Origin of the sequence: Qipengyuania soli (assembly GCF_015529805.1) — a bacterium.
Taxonomy (GTDB): domain Bacteria; phylum Pseudomonadota; class Alphaproteobacteria; order Sphingomonadales; family Sphingomonadaceae; genus Qipengyuania; species Qipengyuania soli.
Genome location: NZ_CP064654.1, coordinates 353,431 through 378,751 on the forward strand (window position 1 = coordinate 353,431; position 25,321 = coordinate 378,751).

The following is a 25,321-nucleotide window of genomic DNA, read 5'->3' on the forward strand; positions in this document are numbered from 1 at the left end:
ATGGCCTAGCGGGATTTGTGCCAAGGGCAAGGGGACGCTTTGGGTTGGGCAAAACTGCCGCGAGGCTATTTCGTTAATGGGATTCGGCCCGCTAGCCCCGCCAGCGTGACAGCGCAGATCACCATCGGCCACGACGCCTCCGGAAAGCCGGTCCAGTTCGACATCGAGGAACTGCTTGCGACCCGCCTGCTGGTGCAGGGCAATTCGGGCAGCGGCAAGTCGCACCTCCTGCGCCGCCTCCTCGAAGAGAGCGCGCGCATGGTGCAGCAGGTGGTGATCGACCCGGAGGGCGATTTCGTCACCCTGGCCGAGCCCTTCGGCCACATCGTCATTGATGGCGCCGCCTATTCGCCCGCCGAGATCGAGGCGCTGGCCCGCCGCATCCGCGAACATCGCGCCAGTGTGGTGCTGGCGCTCGAAGGGCTCGAGGTCGAACAGCAGATCCGCTGCGCCGCGCAGTTCCTTACCGCCATGTTCGATGCCCCGCGCGAACATTGGTTTCCCGCGCTGGTGGTGGTCGACGAGGCACAGATGTTCGCCCCCGCCGTGGCGGGCGAGATCGCCGAGGACACAAGGCGGATGACGCTGTCGGCCATGACCAATCTCATGTGCCGCGGGCGCAAGCGCGGGCTTGCGGGCATCGTCGCGACCCAGCGTCTGGCGAAGCTCGCCAAGAACGTCGCGGCAGAGGCCTCGAACTTCCTCATGGGCCGCACCTTCCTCGACATCGACATGGTCCGCGCCGCCGACCTCCTCGGCATGGAGCGGCGGCAGGCCGAGCGGATTCGCGAACTCGAACGCGGGCACTTCCTCGCGCTCGGCCCGGCGATCACGCGCCTGCCGGTGGCGGTGAAGATCGGTCCGGTGCAATCGGGCCTCAAGGCGCGCGCCGAGGGGCTGATGGCGATGCCACAGACCGCTCCCGCCGACATGGAAGCGCTGCTGACCCGCGACCTCGCGAGCGAGGTCGCCAAGGCCCCGCCGCCCGGCCCGCCTCCAGCCCCGCGCTGGGAAGAGGTCGAGGCCGATATCGCTCACGCCGAAGAGCGCCAGGTCGAGGCTCCGCGCGCCGCACCCGACACCTCCGCAGTCGCGCAACAGATCGAAGCGATCATCGTTGCCATGGCAGGGGAGGAAGGCGTCTCCTTCCAGTCGGCGAGCGCGCAGTACCAGACCTTCCTGTCGCGCTGCCGGCGCGAACGGATCATCGGCCCGATGCCCGACATGGGCACGTTTCGTCGCCGCTTCGCCATGGCGGGGGCCGGCCTCGACCTTGTCGACGAGGAAACCCGTGAGCGCATCATGAAGCTCGCCCACGCAGTCGAGGACGATTTGCTCGCGCCGTTTCTCGTTCTCGCCAAGACTGCCAGCGCGGGGGAGGCAGATGTCGACGAGGATGCACTGGCGCGCGCCTACGGCACCAGTTCGACCGGTCGCATCCGTCGCCTGCTCGACCATCTCGAGCGGCAGGGCCTCATCGTGGTGCGCGAGGATTTCGGGGGAGGGCGCTCGGTCCTTGTCCCGGGGCTCGAGGCCTCAGCGACTCCCGCCGAATAGCTGGCGACCGGCGAGGTCGAGCATGATTTCCTCGCTGCCGCCGCCGATCGCGTTGACGCGGACCTCGCGATAAATGCGCTCGACCTTGCTGCCGGTGATGTAGCTCGCCCCGCCGAGGACCTGCGCAGCTTCGCGCGCGACCGCTTCAAGCATCCGCGTGGCCTGCACCTTGAGCATGGCGAAATCGGCCGGACGGTCGCGTCCTTCGCGGACCTGCCAAGCGCACAGGTCGACCCAGGCCTGCGTTGCCTCGATCTGGCGTTCCATGTCGGCCAGCTTGATGCGGATCGACTGGTGGCCGACCAGCGGCTTGCCGAAGGTCTCGCGCTGCTGTGCCCAGTCGGCGGCCTCGGCCATGGCGACGCGGGCGTAGGCGCAGCAGCCCATGGCCATGCCCAGCCGCTCGCCGTTGAAATTGCGCATGATGCCGATGAAGCCGCCGTTTTCGGTCCCGATCAGGTTCTCGGCAGGCACGCGAACCTCACTGAAGTGGATCGCAGCGGTATCCGAACAGCGCCAGCCCATCTTGTCGAGCCGGGTGCGCTCGACCCCCTCGCTCGCCATGTCGATCAGCAGCAGCGATATTCCGCCCGCTCCCGGGTCGCCGGTGCGCACGGCGCACGTCAGCCAGTCTGCGCGCATGCCGGAGGTAATGAACATCTTGCCGCCGTTGACGACGTAATAGTCGCCATCCCTCACCGCAGTGGTCTTGAGGTTGGCGACATCCGATCCGCCGCCTGCCTCGGTAATGCCGAGCGCGATGATTTTCTCTCCCGCGAGCACCGGCGGGGCGACGCGCTGCTTCAGTTCCTCCGATCCCAGGGCCAGCACCGGCGGCAAGCCGATGCCGTGCGTCATCAGCGATGCACCGAGCCCGCCCGCGCCGACGGCGGCCAGTCCTTCGGTCAGGACGAGGCCGTGGAAGATGTCGAAGCCTTCTTCGTGCCCGCCGTACTGCTCCGGGTAGCGCAGGCCGAGGATGCCCGCCTCGGCGGCCTTGCGATGGAGGTCGCGCGGCAGTTCGCCTTCGGCTTCCCAGCGGTCGATATTGGGCGCGATCTCGCGCTCGACGAAGCGGCGAACGCTGCTCGCCAGCGCCTCGTGGCTTTCGTCGTAGAAGGGAGAGCGGGCGCGCCAGTCGTCGAATGCTGTCATGGCGGCATCCTCATGCGCGCGGTGCGGACAGTCAATCGGCGAAAATTTTCGCATCCCGTCTGGCCAAACCTGCGGTCACCCCTATATCCGCCTAACACACCTCACGAAAATGGTGGGGGAGGGCTTGTGTTGCTATAATGCAACACCATATTCGAGCGGTAATTCTCGATTGAGGGGTTTCGAATGAATCTCGAAAAGTTCACCGATCGCGCCAAGGGCTTTCTCCAGAGCGCGCAGACCGTCGCCATCCGCATGAACCACCAGCGGATCTCGCCCACCCACATCCTCAAGGCTCTGCTCGAGGATAACGAGGGCATGGCCGCCGGACTGATGCAGCGTGCGGGTGCCCACCCGGGCACGGCCGTGACCGAAGTCGACCTCGCGCTCGGCAAGGTTGCTGCTGTTACCGGTGGCGGCGCGCAGCAGACACCGGGCCTCGACAACGATGCCGTGCGCGTGCTCGACCAGGCCGAACAGCTCGCGGAGAAGTCGGGTGACAGCTACGTTACCGTCGAGCGGCTGCTCCTTGCTCTTTCGCTGGCCAGCACCACGGCTGCCGGCCAGGCGCTGAAGAACGCCGGGCTCGACCCCAAGAAGCTCGAACAGGCGATCACCGAACTGCGCGGTGGGCGCACCGCCGACAGCGCGGGTGCGGAAAACGCTTACGACGCCCTCAAGAAGTATGCCCGCGACCTGACCCAGGCGGCGCGTGACGGCAAGCTCGACCCGGTGATCGGCCGCGACGAGGAAATCCGCCGGACGGTGCAGATCCTCGCCCGCCGGACCAAGAACAATCCTGCCCTCATCGGCGAGCCCGGCACCGGCAAGACCGCGATCGCCGAAGGTCTGGCGCTGCGCATCGCCAATGGCGACGTGCCCGACAGCCTCAAGGGCCGCACGCTCATGGCGCTCGACATGGGCTCGCTCATTGCGGGCGCGAAGTATCGCGGCGAGTTCGAGGAGCGGCTCAAGGCCGTGCTCGACGAGGTGAAGGGCGCCGAGGGGCAGATCATCCTCTTCATCGACGAGATGCACACGCTGATCGGCGCCGGTGCTTCCGAAGGCAGCATGGATGCCTCCAACCTGCTGAAGCCCGCGCTGGCCCGTGGCGAACTGCACTGCATCGGCGCGACCACGCTCGACGAGTACCAGAAGTACGTCGAGAAGGACCCCGCGCTGCAGCGGCGCTTCCAGTCGGTCTATATCGGCGAACCGAGCGTCGAGGACACGATCAGCATCCTGCGCGGCATCAAGGACAAGTACGAGCTGCACCACGGCGTGCGCATCACCGACGGTGCGATCGTCGCCGCAGCGCAGCTTTCCAACCGCTACATCCAGAACCGCTTCCTGCCCGACAAGGCCATCGACCTGATGGACGAAGCGGCATCGCGCATCCGCATGGAAGTGGAGAGCAAGCCCGAAGAGATCGAGGGCCTCGACCGCCGCATCATCCAGCTGCGGATCGAGGAGCAGGCACTCCAGAAGGAAACCGATACCGCGTCGAAGGACCGGCTCGAGGCGCTGCGCAAGGAGCTGTCCGAGCTCGAGCAGCAGTCCTCCGAACTCACCACGCGCTGGCAGAACGAGCGTGACAAGATCCATGCCGAGGCGCGGATCAAGGAAGAGCTCGACGCGGCGCGGCTCGAACTCGAGCAGGCGCAGCGGACCGGCGATCTCGCCAAGGCCGGCGAGCTGCAATACGGCAAGATCCCCGAGCTCGAGAAGAAGCTCAACGAAGCCTCGGGCCAGAACGAGAATGCCCTGCTGCGCGAGGAAGTGACCGAGGACGACATCGCCTCTGTCGTCAGCCGCTGGACCGGCATCCCGGTCGACAAGATGATGGAAGGCGAGCGCGAGAAGCTGCTCCAGATGGAGGAGATTCTCGGCAAGCGCGTCATCGGGCAGGCGCAGGCGATCGACGCCGTGTCCAAGGCCGTACGCCGCGCGCGTGCGGGCCTGCAGGACCCGGGGCGTCCGCTCGGCTCGTTCCTCTTCCTCGGGCCCACAGGTGTCGGCAAGACCGAACTGACCAAGGCACTCGCCGGCTTCCTCTTCGACGACGACAGCGCGATGGTCCGCATCGACATGAGCGAATTCATGGAGAAGCACGCGGTCGCCCGCCTGATCGGTGCGCCTCCGGGCTATGTCGGCTACGAGGAAGGTGGCGTGCTGACCGAAGCGGTCCGTCGGCGCCCCTACCAGGTCGTGCTGTTCGACGAGGTCGAAAAGGCCCACACCGACGTCTTCAACGTGCTGCTGCAGGTGCTCGACGACGGGCGCCTGACCGACGGGCAGGGCCGCGTGGTCGACTTCTCGAACACGCTGATCATTCTGACCTCCAATCTCGGCAGCCAGTACCTCGCCAACATGGACGACGGGCAGAAGGTCGAGGATGTCGAGCCGCAGGTGATGGACGTTGTGCGCGGGCATTTCCGGCCCGAGTTCCTCAACCGCCTCGACGAGATCATCCTTTTCCACCGCCTGGGGCAGGAGCACATGGCGCCGATCGTCGATATCCAGGTCGCGCGGGTGCAGAAGCTGCTCAAGGATCGCAAGATCGTGCTCGACCTGACCGACGGCGCGAAGAAGTGGCTCGGCCGCGTGGGATACGACCCGGTCTACGGTGCACGCCCGCTGAAGCGTGCGGTCCAGCGCTATGTCCAGGACCCGCTGGCCGACATGATCCTGTCGGGCAAGGTTCCGGACGGTTCGACGGTCCACATCGATGAAGGCGACGGGCAGCTCGAAATGAAGATCAGCTGATCCCGAAAGCCACATTAACGGCCGGAATCACGTCCTGTGTGATTCCGGCCACACATACTGAAAACCCGTAATGGCGGCTTTGACAAGCCAGACCCCCTATTGCACTAGCAATCCATTAGGGACTGGGGGTCTCTCGACAGATTCGAACTCTATGCGCCTTGGGGCGCGGGGAAATATAGTTCGGTGTCGGGCAGCAAGAATACTCCCGTTCCAGTGTCGCGAACTGGAGTAAACATGAAAAAGTTCAACGAAAAGACCTTGGCCGGTCTGGCGATTTCCGCTTCGACCCTGGCCATTCTCGTGGCCACGCCTGCCATGGCGCAGGAAGAAGGCGATGCATGCGTCGTCGGCACCGTCAACGGCACCCTTGATGCGGACGGCAATTGCGTCGTCATCGAAGGCACCGACGATGTGTCGACCACCGGCGCCGACGGCGCGCCCGTCGAAGGCGGCATCGTCGTCACCGGCTCGCGCATCAAGCGCGACACCTACAGCAGCGTTTCGCCTCTGCAGGTGCTGACTTCGGATACCGAAAACGAAGCCGGTCTGTTCGACCCGACTCAGATCCTGCAGCGTTCGGAAGCTGCTGCCGGCGTCCAGATCGACGCGACCTTCCAGGGCTTCGTGCTCGACAACGGCCCGGGTTCGGCAACGCTCGACCTTCGTGGCCTCGGTGCCGACCGCACCCTGCTGCTGATCAACGGCCGCCGCCTCGCCCCTGCCGGTGTGGAAGGCGCTCCGACCGCTCCTTCGATCAACCTTCTGCCCAGCACGCTGATCGACCGTTACGAACTGCTCCTCGAAGGTGCATCGTCGGTTTACGGTTCGGACGCAGTCGCGGGTGTCGGTAACGTCATTCTTCGCAAGGACTTCGACGGCCTCGAACTGACCGCTTTCGGCAACGTCAATCCGCAGGGGGGCGGCGATGACTACACCATCGGCGGTGCCTGGGGTTTCAACACCGACCGTGGCTTCTTCGGCATCGGCGCGGAATACGACTACCGCGACGAGATCCGTCTGCGCGATCGTGACTTCTTCCGCGGTTGTACGACCAACCTCGACATCACCAACACCGGTGAAATCCGTCGTCTGACCATCGACGACCAGGCCAACACTCTTGCTGACTCGGGTGGCACCATCACCACTTCGACCAGCGAGTGCATTCAGGACGGTTTCAACGGCCGTATCATCGTTCCGTTCAACCGCCTCGGCTCGGTCTACTATGACGAACGCACGTACGGCTCGCAGATAGGTAACTCGGGTATCCCGGGCTTCAGTGAATCGGCCTTCGGTGGCCCGATCGACGCCGACGGCGACGGCGTTCGCGACGTCGACTTCCTGCTCGGCCAGAACCTGAACGGCATCAACCCCGACCAGATCTTCCTGAGCAAGCAGAAGCGCTACAACATTCTCGCTTACGGTGAATACACCCTGCCCGGCGAAGCCAACATCACTCCGTTCTTCGAAGCGATGTACACCCGCGCCGAGATCAACAGCGACAACGAGTTCTTCGCTCAGGTCTTCCCGTATGTTCCGGACTCGAACCAGTTCAACCCCTGTAACACCAACGTTACCGGGATCGACTGCCGTTCCAGCCTGACCATTCCGGGCTCGCGCCAGGGCGGTATCGGTCCGCAGCCGGTTCGTCCGGTTTTCGCGATCACCGGCGACCGCAACAACACCGACGTGAAGCAGGAGCAGTATCGCGGTGTTCTCGGTATCCGCGGCGATCTGCCGTTCATCTCGCCGAGCTGGAGCTTCGAAACCGCACTGACCTATTCGAAGGCCATCGGCACGTCGAACGTCCGCGGTATCCGTGAAGACAAGCTCGCCTTTGCCCTCGGCATCGACCCGACGATGGACTTCGACGGCGACGGCGTGGCCGACAACAACGGCAACGGCATCGCTGACGATTACAACTCGGGCCAGATCGTCACTAACAACGCCCTGCTGCAGTCGATTTTCGGCTACCCCGCAGCAATCGCGCCATGCGACGCCTCGGCACTTGCAAACCCTGAACTGGCCATGCCCGACCTGCTGGACGGTTGTGTGCCCGTGAACCTGTTCGCGCCGAGCGTGCTGGGTGTCGGCATCGGCGACTTCGCATCGCAGGCCGAGCGTGACTACGTCTTCGGCAACCGCTCGTTCAAGACCACCTATGAACAGCTCGTGTGGGGCGCTTTCGCCACCGGCGATCTCTTCGAACTGCCGGCCGGTCCGGTCGGTGCGGTGGTCGGTGTCGAGTACCGTCGCGACGAAATCAACTCGATCGCGAACTCGGTTGCAGCAGACGGCCTGTTCTTCGGCTTCTTCGCTGACAGCGGCGCTGTCGGTAGCAAGGAAACGAAGGAAGCCTATGGCGAAATCGACATTCCGCTTCAGGCCGACAAGCCCTGGGTGCAGGAACTCAACCTGAACCTTTCGGGCCGTATCACGGACGACGAATATTACGGCACCAACTACACCTACGCGGTGAAGGCTGGCTGGCGTCCGATCGACCCGCTGCTGATCAAGTTCAGCTACGGCACCTCGTTCCGTGCTCCGAACCTGCGCGAAAACTTCCTGGGTTCGCAGACCGGCTTCAGCACCCTGTTCGATCCTTGCGCCGTTCCCGATGCTGCGTTTGACGACGTCAACGGCGTGTACGATCCGACAGGAGAAACCCGCGACGCACGTATCCTCGAGAACTGCCGTCGTGAAGGTCGCGACCCGACCACGGCCGGTCTCCTGATCGACCCGACCACCGGTCAGTCGCTCAACACGACGCAGAATACGAGTGTCGAAATCGCCCGCGGCGGTAGCCTCGATATCGATCCGGAAACGTCGCGCTCGCTGACCACCGGCTTCGCTTTCGAAGACACCATCGGTGACGGCTTCGATGTCAGCTTCGGCTTCAACTACTATGACATCAAGGTGAAGGGTTCGATCATCGCGCCGTCGGCACAGTTCATTCTGAACGACTGCTACACGCGTGAAGATGGCCAGCGCAGCCCGTTCTGTGACCGCATCACGGTTTCCTCGACGGGCCGCGAACTGGTTTCGGACGTGTTCGCCGGTTACATCAACCTCAACCAGGAAAGCGTCCGCGGCATCGACCTGAACAGCCGCTTCCGCAAGGAAGTGAACATGTTCGGCAAGCTCGTCGACTGGACGCTGACCATGCGTGCCAACCACCTGATCGAGCGTAGCTCGCTGTTCGTGAACGACAACGGCCAGCGCACCTATGACGACGATGCGGGTGAAATCGGTCTGCAGAAGTGGACCGGTCGTGCGACGCTGGCGGCCGACATCGACAAGTTCCGCCTGTCCTGGACGACTCGCTACATCGGCCCGTTCGACCAGGATCCGGACGTCATCGACGAGTTCTCGGACGTGTTCGGCTACAACGCGGACGGCGAGTTCATCGGTCAGACCGGCAGCACCTGTCTCGGTGGCGGTTCGCGCGATGCGAACGGCGTTCCCGATGGTGTGGTCGCAGGCGACGGCGTCTACTGTCGCCCGGTCGGCTTCGGCAAGGAGCAGTTCCTGCACACCGCTTCGGTTTCGTATCGCAGCGACAGCCTGGAAGTCATCCTGGGCGTGAGCAACATCTTCGATACCGCTCCGCCGCAGGTCAGCCCCTTCGCTTCGGGTATCACCGATATCTCGAACACCGCACTGGGTGCTGGTTATGACTACAACGGCCGTGAGTTCTTCATGTCGATCAACAAGAAGTTCTGACGACGTTCATATACCAGTCTGAATAAGAAAAGCGGCCTCGGGCATTTGTCCCGGGGCCGCTTTTTCATTATGGTTGCGGGACTGGATTCGGGAGAATTATCATTATGAAAGCGTATCGTACGGCCCTGCGCAGCGCGCTGGCCGGAGCCCTCCTCCTGTCGACCGCGCCGCTGGCGGTCCAGGCGCAGGCGCCCACTGTTCCCATCGATGTCTGGGCCCTTCGTGAAGTCGTGACTTCCGTGTCGGTGTCGCCCGATGGACAGCACATCCTCGTTCTCAAGACCGAGAGCAAGGAGGGCGATTACGTCATGGAGATCTACAAGTCGGACGACCTCTCCAAGCCGTGGCGCCGTCTCAATGCCGACCCGATGGAGATCATCGGCGCGCGGTGGGTGAACGACAATTACATTTTCGGTACGGCCTGGGAGGTGGTGCGCAAGTCGGTCTCTCGTCCCGAAGACGACGTGCGCGGTTACAAGTCGTTCTCCTATTCGCTGGCCGACAATAAGTTCTCGAGCAGCGAGGGCAATCTCAATGTCGTGAACCTGCTGCGAGACGAACCCAACCATATCCTCGTTTCCTCGGGCCGCTCGGTCCAGTCAGGCGACGCCGTCGATCCGTTCGAGGCATTCCGCCCGCGCGCCTATTACCGCTACAACCTCGAAACCGGCGCCAAGGAACTGCTATACAAGGGCAACGACAAATTCCCCACGGCGGTTTTCGACAATCAGGGCAACCCGCGTTTCACCTCGTCGGTCGAGCCGGGTAGCCATCTGCAGAAGTTCTACTACCGCCTGCCGGGCGAGGGCAGCTGGACCGAGTATTCGACCAGCTACGACCTCGATTCCCACGACAACCTCTACCGCGTGCTGAGCGGTTTCCAGGGTCTGGTCGGTTTCAAGGACGAAGATCCCACCGTCGGCTACATGCTGGACACTGCGGAGGGAGACAAGGCCGCGCTGTGGGAGTTCGATTTCAAGACCGGCAAGATTGGCCAGAAGCTGTTCGAAGCCCCCAATTCCGACGTGATCGGCATCCAGACCAGTTCGATGAGCTGGGCGGGTGACAACCACCTGACTGCCGCGCTTTACCCGGGCGAAATGCTCGAACGCCACTGGTTCGATCCGAAGGAACAGGCGCTCTACGACGCCTTGTCGAAGCAAATCCCCGAGGCCTGGCAGGTCTGGATCACCAGCCGTTCGCGCGATGGCAACACGATGATCGTGAACAACGCCGGCCCGAAGGACCCGGGTTCGTTCTGGCTCGTCCGCAACGGCCGCATGAGCAAGCTGGGCAGCACCAATCCGCTGCTCCGCCCCGAACAGTTGGCCGATGTCCAGTTCATCAACTACAAGGCTCGCGACGGCCGCACGATCCCGGCCTATCTTACCGTGCCGCAGGGCAAGGGCCCGTTCCCGCTGGTGGTCCTGCCTCATGGCGGGCCGCACGTGAACGAGATCGTTACCTATGACGAGTGGAGCCAGTTCCTCGCCAACCAGGGATACATGGTGCTGCAGCCGCAGTACCGTATCTCGACCGGCTGGGGTAAGTCGCACTTCGATGCCGGCTATGGCGAACACGGCGGAAAGATGCAGGATGACCTCGATGACGGCGCGCTGGCGCTGGTCACACAGGGTCTGGTCGACCGCAACCGCATCGCGATGTTCGGCTGGTCGTACGGCGGCTATGCCGCGCTTGCATCGACCACGCGCGATCCGCAGATCTACCAGTGCGCCATTGCCGGTGCAGCCGTTGCGGACCCTGAAAAGGTCTACAACCTGCGCCGCAATCCCTACAGCCCCAAGGCGCTGGACGAATGGGAGAAGCGTCGCGGTACGATCGGGATCAACCCGATCAAGGAAGTGGCGAAGTCCAACATCCCCTTGCTCATGATCCACGGCGACGTCGACCGGCGCGTCCTGTACTTCAACTACAAGGACTACGAGAAGGCGATGGAGAAGGCGGGCAAGACCAATGCCCAGTTCGTGACCCTCAAGGGTGCGGACCACTTCTACAATACGCTGATGTACAATCACCAGACGCAGCTGTTCACCACCATGCGTGACTTCCTGGCCAAGGATTGCGGTCCCGGCGGGCTCTAAGCGGATCGCCAGAACGAGAAAGGCCGGCCCGGTAAATTACCGTGGCTGGCCTTTTCTTTCCGGGCGATGTTTCGGCAACGCCCCACGTTTGATGCTGACCTAGCGCACGCGGACGGCCTTGACCCCGCCCTGGTCGTTGATCCTGATGAAATAGGAAGAAAGGGCCGCGTTCTTGATCAGGAGCTTGTCTCCGGACTTGGGCTCGAGAAGACGACGAGGGACCTGGTCGATCCGCCAAACGGCACCCTCGGCAGTGCGAATGGTGTAACCGGTGCCATGCGAGCCAGAGACCGATGCGATGGTCGTCTCGAGCTCCTGGATTTCCTCTTCGTCCTTCCCTTCCTTGTCCTTCTTCCCGAAGATGCCGAAGTCCGGCAGCGAGAAGCCGAACAGCTTGCGCCGCGTCTTGCGTACCTCTTCCCGATCGACGATCTTCAACTCGCCCTTTTCCGTCGCACCCACGATCGCTGCGGCTGCCGCGTCGAAACACGCGAGACGGGCAGTTGGATCGGCCTCCCCCTGGCACGCCTTGATCGACTGGATGTGGACGTTCGTAGAATCCGCCTCCTGCGCCACAGCCGATGCAGGCAGGCATGTTGCGACAAGACTGGCCGCGACGAGATAGCTCATCCGGCGGTTCAATTCGTAAGGGACCATTCACCTCTCCCGGCGCAAGTTCGGGCTCCACAATATCCCGCAGGTCGCGGATTTGAAATAGCGAGCTGGTATGTCGCCAACGGATTCGACCTCGTCCAGCAAATGACGTATGTTGAAAATCAATAGTCTATTTATTCGAAGGATTACCCGATGTCGTTCCGAAGCCTTGCATTGACAGCTGCTCTTTTGACTTTTGCCCCCGCCAATCTTGCCGCTCAGACGAGTGGTGCCGGTGGCGAGGAAGCTACTGCAAAGTCGATTATCGTCGAAGGTCAGCAGGAAGACCCGCAGCAGGACAAGATCGTCTGCAAGACGGTCAAGGTGATCGGTTCGCGCGTCAACACGGGCAAGGAATGCAAGAGCCGCCGTCAATGGACTGCCGAGAAGGCGCAGAACCGCCAGGATCTCGAGAAGATCCAGTCTTCTCGCTGGAAGAGCAATTGATCGCGATATTGCCCTAGTACGTTCGTCCTGTGGGCATTGCCCCCGGCCTGAGAGGAGTTGGAAAGATGCGTGGAATCAACCTGCTTGGGCTGGCCGTGCCGCTCATCGTGTCGGTGGCTCCGGTCGCTGCCTTCGCTCAGGCCGCAGAGACGAAGCCCAATGCAGTGGCCAAGGCCTCGGACGTCGCCAGCGAAGAAACGATAATCGCCGGCCCGAACGAGGAAGAGGTGATCTGCAAGCGCGATAAACCCACCGGTACCCGTGTGGCCACGAAGCGCGTCTGCAAGACCGCCCGTCTCTGGAACCTTGAACGGATCGAGATGCGCCGCACGGTCGAGCGCGGCCAGAACGAACGGATGAAAGAAGGCAATTGACCTGAGCGAGGCTCAGGCAGCTTCGCCTTCTTCTTCGACCGGATAGCCCATCCGCTCTGCCCAAGGGTGCAATATCGGCATGACGCCCCGCAGGTGGGGGGCATAGCGCCGCCAGCGGTAGCTGGCCCGCGTGTACAACTCTTCACCGATCTGGGAGTAGCTGGCCGTGCGCACATGCCCGCGGCTTTTCGCCGTTGTGGTGTGATCGAGCATTCGCTCGGTCACTTCCAATCCAAGCCATTCGGCAATCGGCTGGAGTTCGTTTTCGGTGTCGACCACCAGGCGTTCGTAACGCACCGCTCGCCAGTCGACGTCGAACAGCTCCAGGCCGCGATGCCACGACTGCCACACGGCATCGTAGGTCTTTGCCGCCTCGTCGAGATCGGTGAAGCTGCGCATCCCAAGGTTCAGCGTGAAATTGGCCATGAAGCAGCTCAAGACCACGTCGTAAGGGTGCCGTTCGGCAAGGATGAACTTCGCGCTTGGGAACAATCGCTTGATCAGCGGGATGCGCTGCATGTTGAGTGGATGCTTGTCGAGCAGCCAGCGGCTGTCGTCCCACCCGTTGTCGCGCGCGATGGCGAAATACATGTCGCGCAGTTCGGCGATACGCTCGGGCGTCAGCGTGGCGATATCCTCGTTCATCGTATGACGGACCAGGCGCGGGATCATGGGCTTTTCCTCGAGCACGCTGAGTGCAGGATGGCCCATCAGCATGGTGTCGAGCAGGGTTGTGCCCGAACGCGGGAAGCCGACGAGGAATACCGGGTCACGATATTCCTTGCCCGGTGAATCGGGTGTCCAGCTCGCTCGCCATTCGGGGGTCCAAAGGGCCAAATCGGCCTCAACCCGCTGGCGGTAGGTCTTGCCTACGTGTGGGCGAGCCTTGGCCACTGCCGCCTCGTTCATCCTTTCAAAGGCAGCGAACGCCTTGTCGGCAAGGTTCTGGCGATCCGCCACACCACCGACCAGTTGCCAGCGGCGCATGGGCAGGACGGTTTCGGGAATCGCATCTGCATAGCGGGCGGCAGCTTCGAAATCGCCTGCGCGACGGGCCTGCCAGGCAAAGAGGAATGATGCTTCGGGAGGTGCCGATTCCTTGTCGAGGCCTGCAACGAGAGCATCGAGATCCTCGATCCGGTTCAGCTTTTCCAGCAACATGCCGTATTCGATATGCGCTTCGCCGAAGCCGTCGAGGCGCGAAATGGCGTCGCGGTAGACCTCCATCGACTTGTCCAGATCATCGACCTGGGCGTAAGCCATGCCCAGATCGGTCAGGACCCTGACATTGTCGGGCTCGATTGCCCGTGCATCTTCCAGCACCTTGACCCGCGGAGGGCCCCGTTCAGCCTCGCGCAGCACTTCGGCTAGGTTGAGGTAGATCGGCACTTCGACGGGCGCGAGCGTGATGGCTTGCTCGAACGCGGTGATAGCTTCTTCGACTTCCCCGAGCTCGGCATAGATGTTGCCGAGGTTGTTGAGCGCAGCGAGATCGTTGGGGTCCGCTTCGATCGCACGGCGGTAAGCGGCCAACGCCTCTTGGTACCGGCCACGCTTCTGTTCGATGTAGCCCTCGATGCGCGCAAGTGGAGCGTCGGTCGATCCAGCGGCGATGGCCAGTGCGCCGTCATCATCACCCGACTGCACGAGCGCCGCTGCCAGATTGTTCCGGCTGGCCCTGTCTGCCGGGTTGAGCTGCACCAGTTCGCGCAGGTAGGGGATTGCCCTGTCGAATGCCTCGATATGCAAGGCAGCAAGGCTTCCTATCGCAAGAAACGGACCCCGTTCGAGCGCAGAGGGCAAAGCCTGCTCGATCAGCTGCAGAGCGCCCGCGGGGTTCCCGCTGCGCAGCATCTGCATGGCCTGCATCAATTCCTGGGGCGGGGGTGGGAGATTCATTTTGGGTCGTATCCGGTCAGGGTGTCGGGCGCGCAATGTCGAATGCCACGGTCATTCGCTCGCCCGAAGGAAAGGCGCGCGTACCATGCCACATGGTCGATGGAAACAGTACCAGTCGCCCTATTGCCGGCTCGATGAGCCGCACGGGATCGAGGTCCGGCAGGATATCGCGGCACTCGCCGATCGAGAGCCATCCTGCATGGCTCGACCGGTCGGGTTGCGTCGTGTCCGCCATGGTTTCAGGTAGGTGGATATAGAGCGCGGAGCTGATCCATCCGCGACCGTGCACATGGTCCGAATGGAAGCCGGCGTCGCGCAAGCGCACCGACCACGAGCCCGCAACGCGGAGCGGGTCACGCTCGGCAAGAAACGTCGGATGGCCTTCGCGCGGCGCAGGCAGCTGTGCGACATGCCGTGCGACCGTCTCCAGTATGACCCTGCGCAGGTGCTGGATGACCGGATCGGTCCGCAGGAGGAGGTTTCCATCGGTCTGGGTACCACCACGCACCGACTGGTCGAGCGGTTGTGCCTTGGCAAAGTGCAGCCCGCGCAGGTGTTCGGCCAGCCCCGCCATGTCCCCGATTGCATCGGCAATGTCGTAGACTCCGACCAGGCTGCTGTCGCCTTCGAGCCAGTCATAACGCGGATCGCCGGTCAGGCGCCATGCCAGCGACTGGTAAGGCCACAGCAGGTGGTCGAAATCGCGGGGCAGGATGGGATCGAGGAGCGGCGAGACCAGCTCCGGGCGTCCGGCGCGTAGCAGGTGACGCGCAAAAAGCGAGGCATCGCCGACCGAGCGCGACGGGTCGAATGCTGCGAACAAGCTGTCGGCCTCTGCAATCCTTCCCAGTTCGGAAGCAGTGTGTGCGGCCAGCCCCTGTAGTTCGGCGCTAGCCACATCCAGCCGCTGTGCATCATCAAGGGCGCGCGCCGCGCCTTCGAGATCCAGAGCCTCTAATCGGATGGAAACGTGAAGGCCATGGAGCACCGCCGAGCGGGGTCGACTACGAATGGCGGCAGCAATGGTGGCATAGGGGTCGATGCCGAGCTGCCCGCGCAGGTGCGCCGCGTCGCGGTGACCGTCGATCCATTCGGGATTGGCGGAGAGAAGCGCGTCGAGCAGCGCCACGGCGTCTTGCGCCCGACCTTCATGAAGAAATGCCGCGGCGAGGCCGAGGCGCGCGGTTCCGTCCTGCGGGGCAAGGGCGATCGCACGCTCGAACAGGGCGCTTGCAGGCAGACCCGCTTCAAGCACGGCACGCGCATGGGAATGGGCAATGAGCGCATCACCCGGGGCGATTTGGGCTGCCTTGGAGAATGCGCTTACCGCTGTTGCGCTCTCCTGGGCGGTCCGTGAGGCGAGGCCCAGCAATTGGTGTGCACGGGCTTCCCGCGGAAACGTGTCAGCGAGGTTCCGAGCCACCGGGAGGAGGATTTCGGCGTGGTCCGAGCGAACGAGTTCCACGCCGCGGGCAAAGGCAGCCTGAAAATCCCCTAGCGGGAAATCGGCGATGCGCTGGCGTGCTTCGGTGCGGTTCACGGGATTTGGTAGTCCGGAAAATCTGGCGTGGCCTGAGCCACAAAAGAAAATGGCGGACCCGAAGGCCCGCCATTCCCTTTCTAGCGACTGTGAAGCTTAGAATTCAAGCGTCACACCGGCGTAGATGTAGCGACCAAGAGCGTCGTAGACCTGCGCGAAGACGTTGCCGTTACACGAGCCGGCAGGGCAAGCCTGCGAGCCGGTCACCGGCGGGGTCTTGTCGAGGATGTTGTTGGCACCCAGGCGGAAGTTGTAGTGGTCGCCCACTTCCGCGGTCAGAGCCAGGTCGAAGTAGTTGACCGCGTCGAAGTGCGAAGCACCCGGACGGCCACCGTCGAGGTCGACGGCGTCGAAGTAACGCCAGCGAACCGAAGCACCGATGCCGTTGGCGAAGTCGAAGCCGACGCGGGCCTGGTGGCGCCACTCAGGGTTCGGAGTTCCGCAAACGTTGCCGGCAAGGCCGACGCAGTCGATGTCGTCGACACCGGGGACACCCGGGTTCGAGCTGAGTTCTTCAAGCCACGTACCAACGAAGCTGAAGTTCAGTCGACCAAGGTCACCGATCTGACGGTTGTACGAAGCCAGGACGTCGATACCCGAGGTCTTCAGGCTACCGATGTTCTGCGAGAGATCTTCGATGTAGCCGTTCGACGTACGCCAGATCGAGCCCGAAGCGTCACGGTTGATAAGGCCGCAGAAGAAGTCATCCGCGGTCTCGGTGCACTGCTCCATGATGATGTCGGCGCCGATGCCCTGGATGGCACCTTCAACCTTGATCTTGAAGTAGTCGACGCTGGCGCTGAAGCCCGGCAGGAACGTCGGGGTCAGAACCACACCCACGGTGTAGGTGTCGGCGACTTCGGGGACCAGGTTCGGGTTACCACCGATCAGGCCGTTGTACTGTTCGGCCGGGTTGCGGGGCACGTTCTGACCAACCGACAGACCCTGGGCAAGACAGCCCGTGTCAGCAGCGGTGATAACGAAGCCGGCGCAAAGGTCGGTCGAACCGTCCAGAGCGACACGCTGCGGAGCGAAGAGATCCTGCACCGTCGGCGCACGCACCGCACGGTTGTAACCGCCGCGCAGACGGATGTCTGCGGTCGGGGCAAGTTCACCCTCGATCTTGTAGGTGTCGGTCGTGGCACCGGTGCTGTAGTCCGAATAACGGTAACCACCGGTCAACGTGAATTCGTGCAGCCAGCTGTCCTGGACGATCGGCAGACGAACTTCGGTGAAGAATTCCTTCACGTTGAACGAACCCGAAACCGGAAGCGTCGGGGCGCCCTGGCCAGCGAGATCGCCGGTCTGGAACGCGATGTCCGACATGAACTCCAGCTTTTCCTTGCGGTATTCAGCACCGAGAACGATGCCGACACCTTCGGAAGCCCACGGAGTCTGGATGCCGTATTCACCCAGAGCGCCCGAGACGTAGCCCGACACGATCTGCTCGCTGACAACACCGCGCTGGAAGCCCGGGGTCGACAGATAGTTGGTCGCTGCCGCGCTCGGCGGAGTGCCCGGGTTGAAGATGTCCCAGGGTACGCAGTTCGGATCGGTACCGTCGAGCACCGAACGGCAGACCGCATTGCCATTGGCGTCGGTCACAACGTCGAGTGCGCGGGTGATACGCGTCACCGAAAGGTCGTTGGTGTAGGTTTCGGCGAAGTTGGTACGACCATACTGGTAGTATGCATCGTACGACCAAGCCGGGCTCAGGTCACCACGGGTACCCAGCACGGCGCGGTAGCTGGTGTGCTGGAGGTCGTCGCGACGCGGGCCGCCTTCGACGTTACGACGGCCGATCTGGGCGAAACCACGGTTGTAGGTGGTGCCGGTGATCGGATCGACGAAGTCGAACGGTGCAGCGAAAGTGCCGGTCGGGTCGCCGTTGGCGTCGAGGATCGGCGAGTTGCCGACGACGTCAAAAGCGCGGGCCGGGTCGTTGCTGACCAGGAGGTTTTCGTCATCGCACAGACCTGCCAGCTGGCTTGCGCCGAGCAGCGGGTTGTTACAGTTGATCGAAGTGGTGACGAAGAAGTTACCCGACGGAGCGATCTGGGCGACCGTGCGGTCGTCCATGAACATGAACTCCATGTAGGGGTGCAGCGCCGAGCTGATTTCGTAGTCGGCGAAGACGCCTGCCGTGTAACGTTCGTCCGGACGCTGGAAGTAGTTCAGCGGGGCGAAGTTGTAGGCGGTGAAGCCCGGCAGGAGGGTACGGTTCGGACCGAACTGGCCGATCGTCGAGGTGAACGAATCATAGATGCCGTCACCGTCCGTATCGGTCAGGTTGTCGAAGTCGTCATAGTAGAACACGGTGCCGGTCGGCGAAGTTGCCGAACCACCGCAGGTGTAGAGAGTCTGACCAGCAGCGACCTGGGCAGTGGTGCGCGCCGAAAGCGAGCAAGCCGAGTAGTCGCGCGACGACTGGTTGACAGCCTTGATCTTGCGGTAACCGACATAGGCAGTGGCGTGGCCACGACCGTCATCGAAGCTCGTGCCGAAAGCCAGCGTGGCATCGAAGGTGCCGCCGTTGGTCGACATGCCCTTCGGATAGCCGAAGCCGCGTGCGTCCAGAGCGTTGGTGATGTCGTCACCGGCACGGTTGTTGTGCTGGTAGACCGAGTACTGCGTGTCGAGCTTGAAGCCTTCGAAATCGGTATCCATCACGAAGTTGACGACGCCCGAAACGGCGTCGGCACCGTACACCGACGAAGCACCACCGGTCAGCACGTCGACGCGTTCGATCAGGGCAGCCGGGATCACGTTGATGTCGGCAGCCGAAGTGCCCGGGTCACCCGGGACGAGGCGGCGGCCGTTGACGAGAACCAGGTTACGCTCCGAGCCGAGACCGCGAAGGTTCAGCGTGGCAGTACCCGATGCGCCGTTCGAGATGTTGGCGCCCTGTCCGGCGAACACCTGCGGCAGCGAGTTGATGAGGTCTTCGACGCGGGTGGTACCGGTCTGGGCGAACTCTTCGGAACCGACGACGGTAACCGGAGTGGCCGATTCGAGGTTCGGCTGCTTGATGCGCGAACCGGTAACCAGGATGGCATTGGCAGAAGTGCCAAGCTCGTCCCCGTCGACGCTTTCGGCCGGCTGGATGCCGGCGTCGTCGTCTGCGTCCTGTGCAAACGCCGGGGCGCTCGCCAGGGCAAGGCTAAGTGCAAGCGGAGCCGCACTCACCTTGAAAATGGTGGAATTCTTCATGAGATATCAATCCCCTATAAAGACCCGCGGGGCGGGTTCTCTCATCTTATTCAAGCCAAGGAGACGCGCGCACGCGCACGCCTACTCAAGCTGTAGGCCACGATGGAGGCTCGGGAGGGCTCTCCGCAATGCCAAAGTGATTGCAATTGTTAATTGCGGCACGCCATGTGTCTTGCTTGCAACATGGCCGCGGCCCACGGAATTCCGTCATTTTTGTCACCTTAACCATGTCAAACCCCTGTCCCGGTCGGAAAAATGCAACAACGGCCGCAGCTGCCGGCAGCCTGGCGGCGCTTGAGCGTATCCAGTGCAAGGTCCGCTTGACCTTAACGTCAACGTCAAATACGCCAGTGGCAAATCGAAACCTGTGAGGAGAGCCCCCATGCCCAACGCCTATATCGTCGAAGCCGTTCGTACGGCCGGGGGGCGCCGCGGCGGCCGCCTTGCCGGTGTCCATCCTGTGGACCTCGCCGCCAAGTCGCTCGACGCTGTCATGGAGCGCAGCGGGCTTGAAGCCAAGGCCGTCGACGACGTGGTGATGGGCTGCGTCAGCCAAGGCGGCGAGCAGGCCATGCAGGTCGGACGCAATGCGGTTCTCGCCTCCAAGCACCTCGGCGAGGGCGTGCCTGCTGTCACCATCGATCGCCAGTGCGGTTCCAGCCAGCAGGCGATCCAGTTCGCAGCGCAGGCAGTCATGTCGGGCACGCAGGACGTGGTCATCGCCGCCGGTGTCGAGAGCATGAGCCGCGTGCCGATGGGCTCGACCGCCATGTTCCACATGAAAGAGGGGCTGGGTAACTACAAGTCGCCCGGCCTCGAGGAGAAATACCCCGGCATCCAGTGGTCGCAGTTCATGGGTGCCGAGATGATCGTCAAGAAGCACGGCTTCACCAAGGACGACCTCGACCGCTTCGCGCTGTCGAGCCACCTCAAGGCGATCGAGGCAACCAAGTCGGGCGCCTTTACCGATGAAATCGTGCCGGTGCAGATCGAGACGCCGGAAGGCACCGAGATGCACACGGTCGATGAAGGCATCCGCTTCGATGCCACTCTCGAGAGCATCTCGAGCGTGAAGCTGCTCAATCCCGAGGGCACCATCACTGCCGCAACCAGCAGCCAGATCTGCGATGGTTCGAGCGCCGTGCTGGTCGTCAGCGAGAAGGCGCTGAAGGAATACGGCCTCACTCCGCTGGCGCGAATCCACAACCTCACTGTCACCGCCGGTGACCCCGTCATCATGCTGGAAGAGCCGCTGTTCGCCACCGATCGCGCGCTGCAGCGTGCGGGCATGAACATCTCGGACATCGACCTTTACGAGGTCAACGAGGCCTTCGCCCCGGTGCCGCTCGCCTGGCTCAAGCACACGGGCGCAGACCCGGACAAGCTCAACGTCAACGGCGGCGCGATCGCGCTGGGCCACCCGCTCGGCGCGAGCGGCACCAAGCTCATGGCAACGCTCGTCCACGCGCTCCGCGCACGCGGCAAGAAATATGGCCTGCAGACGATGTGCGAAGGCGGCGGCGTCGCCAATGTCACCATCATCGAGGCAATGTAAGAACCCCCAAATCCTGAGAGGATAATTCCATGGAAGTCAGTGCAAACACTCCCGCCGTCGTCACCGGCGGCGCCTCCGGCCTTGGCGCGGCAACTGCCCGTGCCCTTGCCGCCAAGGGTGCCAAGGTCGCCATCTTCGACATGAACGAAGAGAAGGGCGAGGCGCTCGCAGCCGAACTCGGAGGAGTCTTCTGCAAGGTAAATGTGACCAGCGACGAGGAAGTCGATGCAGCCTTCGCCAAGGCCCGCGCCGCCCACGGGCAGGAGCGTATCCTGGTGAACTGCGCGGGTATCGGCAACGCGATCAAAACTGCCAGCCGTTCGAAGGAAGACGGCTCGATCAAGCATTTCCCGATCAGCGCCTTCGATTTCGTGATCCAGGTGAACCTCATCGGCACCTTCCGCTGCATTGCCAAGTCGGCGGCAGGAATGCTGACGCTCGACCCGCTCGATGAGAACGGCGAGCGCGGTGCGATCGTCAATACCGCCTCGGTCGCGGGCGAGGACGGCCAGATCGGCCAGGCCGCGTACTCGGCATCGAAGGCGGGCGTCATCGGCATGACCCTGCCGATCGCGCGCGACCTGATGAACGAAGGCATTCGCGTGAACACGATTCTGCCGGGCATCTTCGACACCCCGCTGCTCGCCGCTGCGCCGCAGAACGTGCGCGACGCACTGGCCGCATCCGTGCCGTTCCCAAAGCGCCTCGGCATCCCGACCGAATACGCCAAGCTCGCCATGTGCATGATCGAGACCGGCTATTTCAACGGCGAGGACGTCCGCCTCGACGGGGCCATCAGGATGGCGCCGCGCTAAGCGAAACGATCAAGGGAAGGGCGGCCATCTGAGCCGCCCTTTTCGTTTGGGAGAGAGACATGACCGAATACAAGCAGATCAAGCTCGATATCGCCGATGGCATTGCCACGCTAACGCTTCACCGGCCGGAGAAGATGAACGCGTTCACCCGCGTGATGATGGACGAAATGATCGATGCCATGGACGTGACCGATGCCGACGACAGCGTGCGTGCGGTCATCGTCACCGGGGCTGGCGAGCGGGCTTTCTGCGCCGGTGCCGACCTGACCCCCGAGGGCGGCGGCCACGTCTTTTCCGACCCGAACCCGGTCGAAAGCCTTTCCGACGAGCGCGTGCGCGACGGTGGTGGGCGGCTAACCTTGCGGCTGTTCAATTCGAAGAAGCCGCTTATCGGCGCCTGCAACGGCGTTGCGGTGGGCGTCGGCATAACGATGCAGCTGCCTTTCGACATCCGCCTGGCTTCCGACAATGCCCGCTTCGGCTTCGTATTCGCGCGCCGGGGGATTACCCCCGAGGCTGCATCGAGCTGGTTCTTGCCCCGCCTCGTCGGCATGCAGACCGCGCTCGAATGGTGCATGACGGGCAGGATCTTCGACGCGCAGGAAGCCAAGGAGCGCGGTCTCGTCCGCTCGGTCCATCCGCAGGGCGAACTCCTTGATGTCGCCCGCGGCATTGCCCGCGAGATTGCCGACAACACCTCGGCGGTTTCCGTAGCCATGACCCGCGCCATGCTCTGGCGCATCGGCGGTGGCGGGCATCCGATGGAAGGCCATCGGGTCGACAGTCGCGCGATCTACCGCCTCAGCCGCAGCAACGATGCAAAGGAAGGCATTGCCAGCTTCCTCGAAAAGCGTGCCCCGGCCTATCCCGACACGGTCAGCAAGAACATGCCCGACTTCTATCCCTGGTGGGACGAACCCGGCTACGAATGAGGGCAGGGCAATAGTTGCGCTTGTGACGGTTACAGGCGCAACTGACTTGCCAAGCGCGGCGCGATTCCTAAGGTTGGCGTCATGTCGAAACGCCAGCCCGCCCAGCGCCTTGCCGATTTCCTGCCCTACCAGCTTTCGGTCGCGTCGAACGCAGTCTCGACCCGCATTGCCGAGCAGTATCGCAAGCGCTTTGCGCTCAAGACGACCGAATGGCGGATCATGGCGGTTCTGGGCGATGCCGGCGCGTTGACCCAGCGCGAGATGTCGCAGCTGACCCTGATGGACAAGGTGCCGGTCAACCGCGCATGCAAGCGTCTGGAAGATCGCGGCCTGATCCAGCGATCGCCGAACGCCTCGGACGGACGCTCGCACCTCCTCGAACTGACGACCGAGGGCAGGGCAGTGCACGCGGGCATCATGCCGCTGGCGGTCAAGATCGAGGAAGAGCTCTTCGCCGTCCTGTCACCCGCCGAACAGGCGAGCCTGCGCGACATGCTTGTCCGCGTACGCGAAAAAGCGGGCGACTTCGATGCGGAAAGCCTGGCCGACTAGGTCGACCAGGCTCTCTCGCTTCCCGTCTTTTTCTCAGGGTTATTCGGTTATCCGATGCCGCCACTGAAGGCGTCGGCGATCGAACAGGCCGCCGGGCCGAGAATGACGATGAACAGCACCGGCAGGATGAACATGATCAGCGGCACGGTCATGATCGCGGGCAGGCGTGCGGCCTTCTCCTCGGCGCGCATCATACGCTCGTTACGGAACTCTGCCGAGAGCACGCGGAGAGCAGATGCAAGCGGAGTACCATAGCGTTCGGTCTGGATCATGGTCGTGACCACGCCCTTCACCGCTTCGAGATTCACGCGATAGGCGAGGTTGTCGAAGGCTTTCTTACGTTCGTTGAGGAACGACAGCTCGATCGCGGTCAGGGCGAATTCGTCGCCCAGTTCCGGATAGGCGCGGCCGAGTTCCTTGGCGACGCGGTTGAAGGCAGCGTCTACGGTCAGGCCAGCCTCGGCGCAGATGACCAGGAGGTCGAGCGCGTCGGGAAGGCCCTTGCGGATTGCGTCGGACCGCTTCTTGGCGATGTTCGACAGGTAGATTTCCGGCCCCTTGTACCCTGCGAACAGGGCAGCAGCGAGAGCCATGACGCGCTTCATCTGCCAGTCGGGATAGATCTCGACGAGGTAGAGCAGGACGAATGCGGTACCGCCGAGCACGATCGGCAGGATCATGCGCAGACCGATGATGAGGACCGCCAGTTCCTTGTTGCGGATGCCCGCCCAGGCAAGCTTCTGCTGGACTATGTCGACCTGGCTCTGCTGCAACACTTTCATGTTGCCCAGGGTGTCCTTGATTTTTTCCGTCGTGTCGGTCTTGCGGACGAGGCTCTGGCGCTTCTTCGCGCTCGAAGTCACGAGGCCCGACTTGAGCTCTTCGCGACGACCTTCGAGCGCTTTCACACGCTTTGCCATCGGGTCCTTGATGGTGACGGCCGAATAGATCGCGACGAGCACCGCGACGGCGGCGATCCCTGCCAGGATCGAGCCGACGAGGATGACGTCGAAGCCGAGAAGCTTGGGGCCGGTGGAGGGGTCCATGGGTCTTTCTCTTCCCTGCTCAGATTTCGAAACTGACCATCTTGGCCATGATGAAGCCGCCGATCGACATCCAGACGAGCCCGCCAAGGCCGGTCACGATGAGGCGATCGTCTTCGAAGAACCCGCCAATGTAGGTGGGATTGATCCACCAGATCAGCGTGAAGACGATGAAAGGCAGCGAGCCGACGATATAGGCCGAGGCCTTGGATTCCGAGCTCATGGCACGGATCTTGAGCTTCATCTGGGCGCGCTTGCGCAGCACGTCGGCGAGGTTCGACAGCGTCTCGGCGAGGTTACCGCCGGTTTCGCGCTGGATCGCGAGCGTGATGCAGAAGAAGTTGAATTCCGGGATACCCAGGCGGTCGGCGGTGTCCTGGAGCGAATCCTCCATGGTCTTGCCGATCTTGATGCGCTCGACGATGCCCTTGAACTCCTGGCCCACGGGTCCGGGAAGTTCCTGCGCCACGACCGAAAGCGTCTCGGTAACCGGCAGACCCGAACGAAGGCCGCGAACGAGTAGTTCGATGGCATCGGGGAATTTGGTGTTGAACTGCGCCGTGCGCTTCTTGATCTGCCGGTTCACGATGAAGTGCGGCAGGCCGGCGCCGGCAAGTGTGCCGAGGCCGAGCGAAAGGGCGAAGGAACCCGACCGGAGGAAGAGCAGAATGGCCACGCCGAGGCCGATGCCGACAGACGTGTAGGCATACTGGCTCAGCGTCCAGTTCTTCCCCGTACGGTCAAGCCGAACGGCAAGTGCATCCACGCGCGAGCCCGAGCCGGCAACCTTGTAGCGCTTGGGTTTGCGCGCTGCGATTGCCTTCTTCAGCTGGGATTCGACCTTGGCATCAGTGCTTTCGGAGTGGCGGTAGCGCAACTGCTGCAGGCGGCGTTGGCCGGCCTTGCCCGCGTCGGGACCGGCCACCAGGGTGTAGCCGATCGCGAGCAGCGCGAGAACGCCCACCGCCAGCAGTACTACCTGAATGATGTCCATGCCCACACT

At 63.0% G+C, this 25,321-nt stretch carries 17 protein-coding genes; 10 read left to right on the top strand and 7 right to left on the bottom strand.

Annotated features, from left to right (window positions below; all coding sequences use genetic code 11):
- Positions 1 to 105: 105 nt before the first annotated feature.
- Positions 106 to 1,557 (top strand): ATP-binding protein, encoded by a 1,452-nt coding sequence (locus tag IRL76_RS01750; RefSeq protein ID WP_200982597.1) that lies wholly within the window; start codon positions 106 to 108, stop codon positions 1,555 to 1,557.
- On the opposite strand, the gene IRL76_RS01755 is transcribed toward IRL76_RS01750, so the two are convergent.
- The gene (locus IRL76_RS01755; protein WP_200982599.1) at positions 1,537 to 2,712 is read right to left on the bottom strand and encodes an acyl-CoA dehydrogenase family protein; all 1,176 of its coding nucleotides are present in this window, start codon (positions 2,710 to 2,712) and stop codon (positions 1,537 to 1,539) included. The genes IRL76_RS01750 and IRL76_RS01755 overlap by 21 nt on opposite strands.
- A 183-nt stretch (positions 2,713 to 2,895) precedes the next feature.
- Here IRL76_RS01755 and clpB point away from each other — a divergent pair, with 183 nt between their 5' ends.
- The 3 genes from clpB to IRL76_RS01770 all read left to right on the top strand — a co-directional run bounded on the left by clpB (position 2,896) and on the right by IRL76_RS01770 (position 11,297).
- Positions 2,896 to 5,475, top strand: coding sequence for an ATP-dependent chaperone ClpB (clpB, locus tag IRL76_RS01760; RefSeq protein ID WP_200982601.1), 2,580 nt, complete (start codon positions 2,896 to 2,898; stop codon positions 5,473 to 5,475).
- A 234-nt stretch (positions 5,476 to 5,709) separates the two neighbouring features.
- Positions 5,710 to 9,195, top strand: coding sequence for a TonB-dependent receptor domain-containing protein (locus IRL76_RS01765; RefSeq protein WP_200982603.1), 3,486 nt, complete (start codon positions 5,710 to 5,712; stop codon positions 9,193 to 9,195).
- Between the two features lie 104 nt (positions 9,196 to 9,299).
- Complete coding sequence (locus IRL76_RS01770) at positions 9,300 to 11,297, top strand: alpha/beta hydrolase family protein (protein WP_200982605.1); 1,998 nt, start codon at positions 9,300 to 9,302, stop codon at positions 11,295 to 11,297.
- A 99-nt stretch (positions 11,298 to 11,396) separates the two neighbouring features.
- Here the strand turns inward: IRL76_RS01770 and IRL76_RS01775 are convergent, their stop codons facing one another.
- Positions 11,397 to 11,954, bottom strand: a complete 558-nt coding sequence (locus IRL76_RS01775; protein WP_200982607.1) for a hypothetical protein — start codon at positions 11,952 to 11,954, stop codon at positions 11,397 to 11,399.
- Between the two features lie 186 nt (positions 11,955 to 12,140).
- On the opposite strand from IRL76_RS01775, the gene IRL76_RS01780 reads away from it, so the two are divergent.
- Positions 12,141 to 12,398, top strand: coding sequence for a hypothetical protein (locus IRL76_RS01780; protein ID WP_200982609.1), 258 nt, complete (start codon positions 12,141 to 12,143; stop codon positions 12,396 to 12,398).
- 65 nt (positions 12,399 to 12,463) lie between these two features.
- Positions 12,464 to 12,772, top strand: coding sequence for a hypothetical protein (locus IRL76_RS01785; protein WP_200982611.1), 309 nt, complete (start codon positions 12,464 to 12,466; stop codon positions 12,770 to 12,772).
- Positions 12,773 to 12,784: 12 nt separating this feature from the next.
- Here IRL76_RS01785 and IRL76_RS01790 read toward each other — a convergent pair whose 3' ends face one another.
- From IRL76_RS01790 to IRL76_RS01800, 3 genes are all read right to left on the bottom strand, one after another.
- A complete protein-coding gene (locus tag IRL76_RS01790; protein WP_200982613.1) occupies positions 12,785 to 14,671 on the bottom strand; it encodes a tetratricopeptide repeat-containing sulfotransferase family protein in 1,887 nt (628 codons plus the stop codon).
- Between the two features lie 16 nt (positions 14,672 to 14,687).
- Positions 14,688 to 16,211, bottom strand: coding sequence for a putative 2OG-Fe(II) oxygenase (locus tag IRL76_RS01795; RefSeq protein WP_200982615.1), 1,524 nt, complete (start codon positions 16,209 to 16,211; stop codon positions 14,688 to 14,690).
- Between the two features lie 96 nt (positions 16,212 to 16,307).
- The gene (locus IRL76_RS01800) at positions 16,308 to 19,421 is read right to left on the bottom strand and encodes a TonB-dependent receptor domain-containing protein (protein ID WP_200982617.1); all 3,114 of its coding nucleotides are present in this window, start codon (positions 19,419 to 19,421) and stop codon (positions 16,308 to 16,310) included.
- Between the two features lie 382 nt (positions 19,422 to 19,803).
- On the opposite strand from IRL76_RS01800, the gene IRL76_RS01805 reads away from it, so the two are divergent.
- From IRL76_RS01805 to IRL76_RS01820, 4 genes are all read left to right on the top strand, one after another.
- A complete protein-coding gene (locus tag IRL76_RS01805) occupies positions 19,804 to 20,976 on the top strand; it encodes an acetyl-CoA C-acetyltransferase (RefSeq protein WP_200982619.1) in 1,173 nt (390 codons plus the stop codon).
- A gap of 29 nt (positions 20,977 to 21,005) precedes the next feature.
- Positions 21,006 to 21,791 (top strand): SDR family NAD(P)-dependent oxidoreductase, encoded by a 786-nt coding sequence (locus tag IRL76_RS01810; protein ID WP_200982622.1) that lies wholly within the window; start codon positions 21,006 to 21,008, stop codon positions 21,789 to 21,791.
- A gap of 59 nt (positions 21,792 to 21,850) precedes the next feature.
- Positions 21,851 to 22,723: a crotonase/enoyl-CoA hydratase family protein gene (locus IRL76_RS01815; protein ID WP_200982624.1), complete on the top strand. Its 873-nt coding sequence runs from the start codon at positions 21,851 to 21,853 to the stop codon at positions 22,721 to 22,723.
- 81 nt (positions 22,724 to 22,804) lie between these two features.
- Positions 22,805 to 23,275: a MarR family winged helix-turn-helix transcriptional regulator gene (locus IRL76_RS01820; RefSeq protein ID WP_200982626.1), complete on the top strand. Its 471-nt coding sequence runs from the start codon at positions 22,805 to 22,807 to the stop codon at positions 23,273 to 23,275.
- Between the two features lie 47 nt (positions 23,276 to 23,322).
- Here the strand turns inward: IRL76_RS01820 and IRL76_RS01825 are convergent, their stop codons facing one another.
- Positions 23,323 to 24,321: a type II secretion system F family protein gene (locus tag IRL76_RS01825; RefSeq protein ID WP_200982628.1), complete on the bottom strand. Its 999-nt coding sequence runs from the start codon at positions 24,319 to 24,321 to the stop codon at positions 23,323 to 23,325.
- 19 nt (positions 24,322 to 24,340) lie between these two features.
- Positions 24,341 to 25,312: a type II secretion system F family protein gene (locus IRL76_RS01830; protein ID WP_200982630.1), complete on the bottom strand. Its 972-nt coding sequence runs from the start codon at positions 25,310 to 25,312 to the stop codon at positions 24,341 to 24,343.
- Between the last annotated feature and the right edge of the window lie 9 nt (positions 25,313 to 25,321).

Coding starts and splice junctions, on each gene's coding strand:
- IRL76_RS01815 (WP_200982624.1), top strand. CDS start 21,851: ATGACCGAATACAAGCAGATCAAGCTCGATATCGCCGATGGCATTGCC.
- IRL76_RS01800 (WP_200982617.1), bottom strand. CDS start 19,421: ATGAAGAATTCCACCATTTTCAAGGTGAGTGCGGCTCCGCTTGCACTT.
- IRL76_RS01790 (WP_200982613.1), bottom strand. CDS start 14,671: ATGAATCTCCCACCCCCGCCCCAGGAATTGATGCAGGCCATGCAGATG.
- IRL76_RS01775 (WP_200982607.1), bottom strand. CDS start 11,954: ATGGTCCCTTACGAATTGAACCGCCGGATGAGCTATCTCGTCGCGGCC.
- IRL76_RS01765 (WP_200982603.1), top strand. CDS start 5,710: ATGAAAAAGTTCAACGAAAAGACCTTGGCCGGTCTGGCGATTTCCGCT.
- IRL76_RS01755 (WP_200982599.1), bottom strand. CDS start 2,712: ATGACAGCATTCGACGACTGGCGCGCCCGCTCTCCCTTCTACGACGAA.
- IRL76_RS01785 (WP_200982611.1), top strand. CDS start 12,464: ATGCGTGGAATCAACCTGCTTGGGCTGGCCGTGCCGCTCATCGTGTCG.
- clpB (WP_200982601.1), top strand. CDS start 2,896: ATGAATCTCGAAAAGTTCACCGATCGCGCCAAGGGCTTTCTCCAGAGC.
- IRL76_RS01810 (WP_200982622.1), top strand. CDS start 21,006: ATGGAAGTCAGTGCAAACACTCCCGCCGTCGTCACCGGCGGCGCCTCC.
- IRL76_RS01805 (WP_200982619.1), top strand. CDS start 19,804: ATGCCCAACGCCTATATCGTCGAAGCCGTTCGTACGGCCGGGGGGCGC.
- IRL76_RS01820 (WP_200982626.1), top strand. CDS start 22,805: ATGTCGAAACGCCAGCCCGCCCAGCGCCTTGCCGATTTCCTGCCCTAC.
- IRL76_RS01825 (WP_200982628.1), bottom strand. CDS start 24,321: ATGGACCCCTCCACCGGCCCCAAGCTTCTCGGCTTCGACGTCATCCTC.
- IRL76_RS01830 (WP_200982630.1), bottom strand. CDS start 25,312: ATGGACATCATTCAGGTAGTACTGCTGGCGGTGGGCGTTCTCGCGCTG.
- IRL76_RS01770 (WP_200982605.1), top strand. CDS start 9,300: ATGAAAGCGTATCGTACGGCCCTGCGCAGCGCGCTGGCCGGAGCCCTC.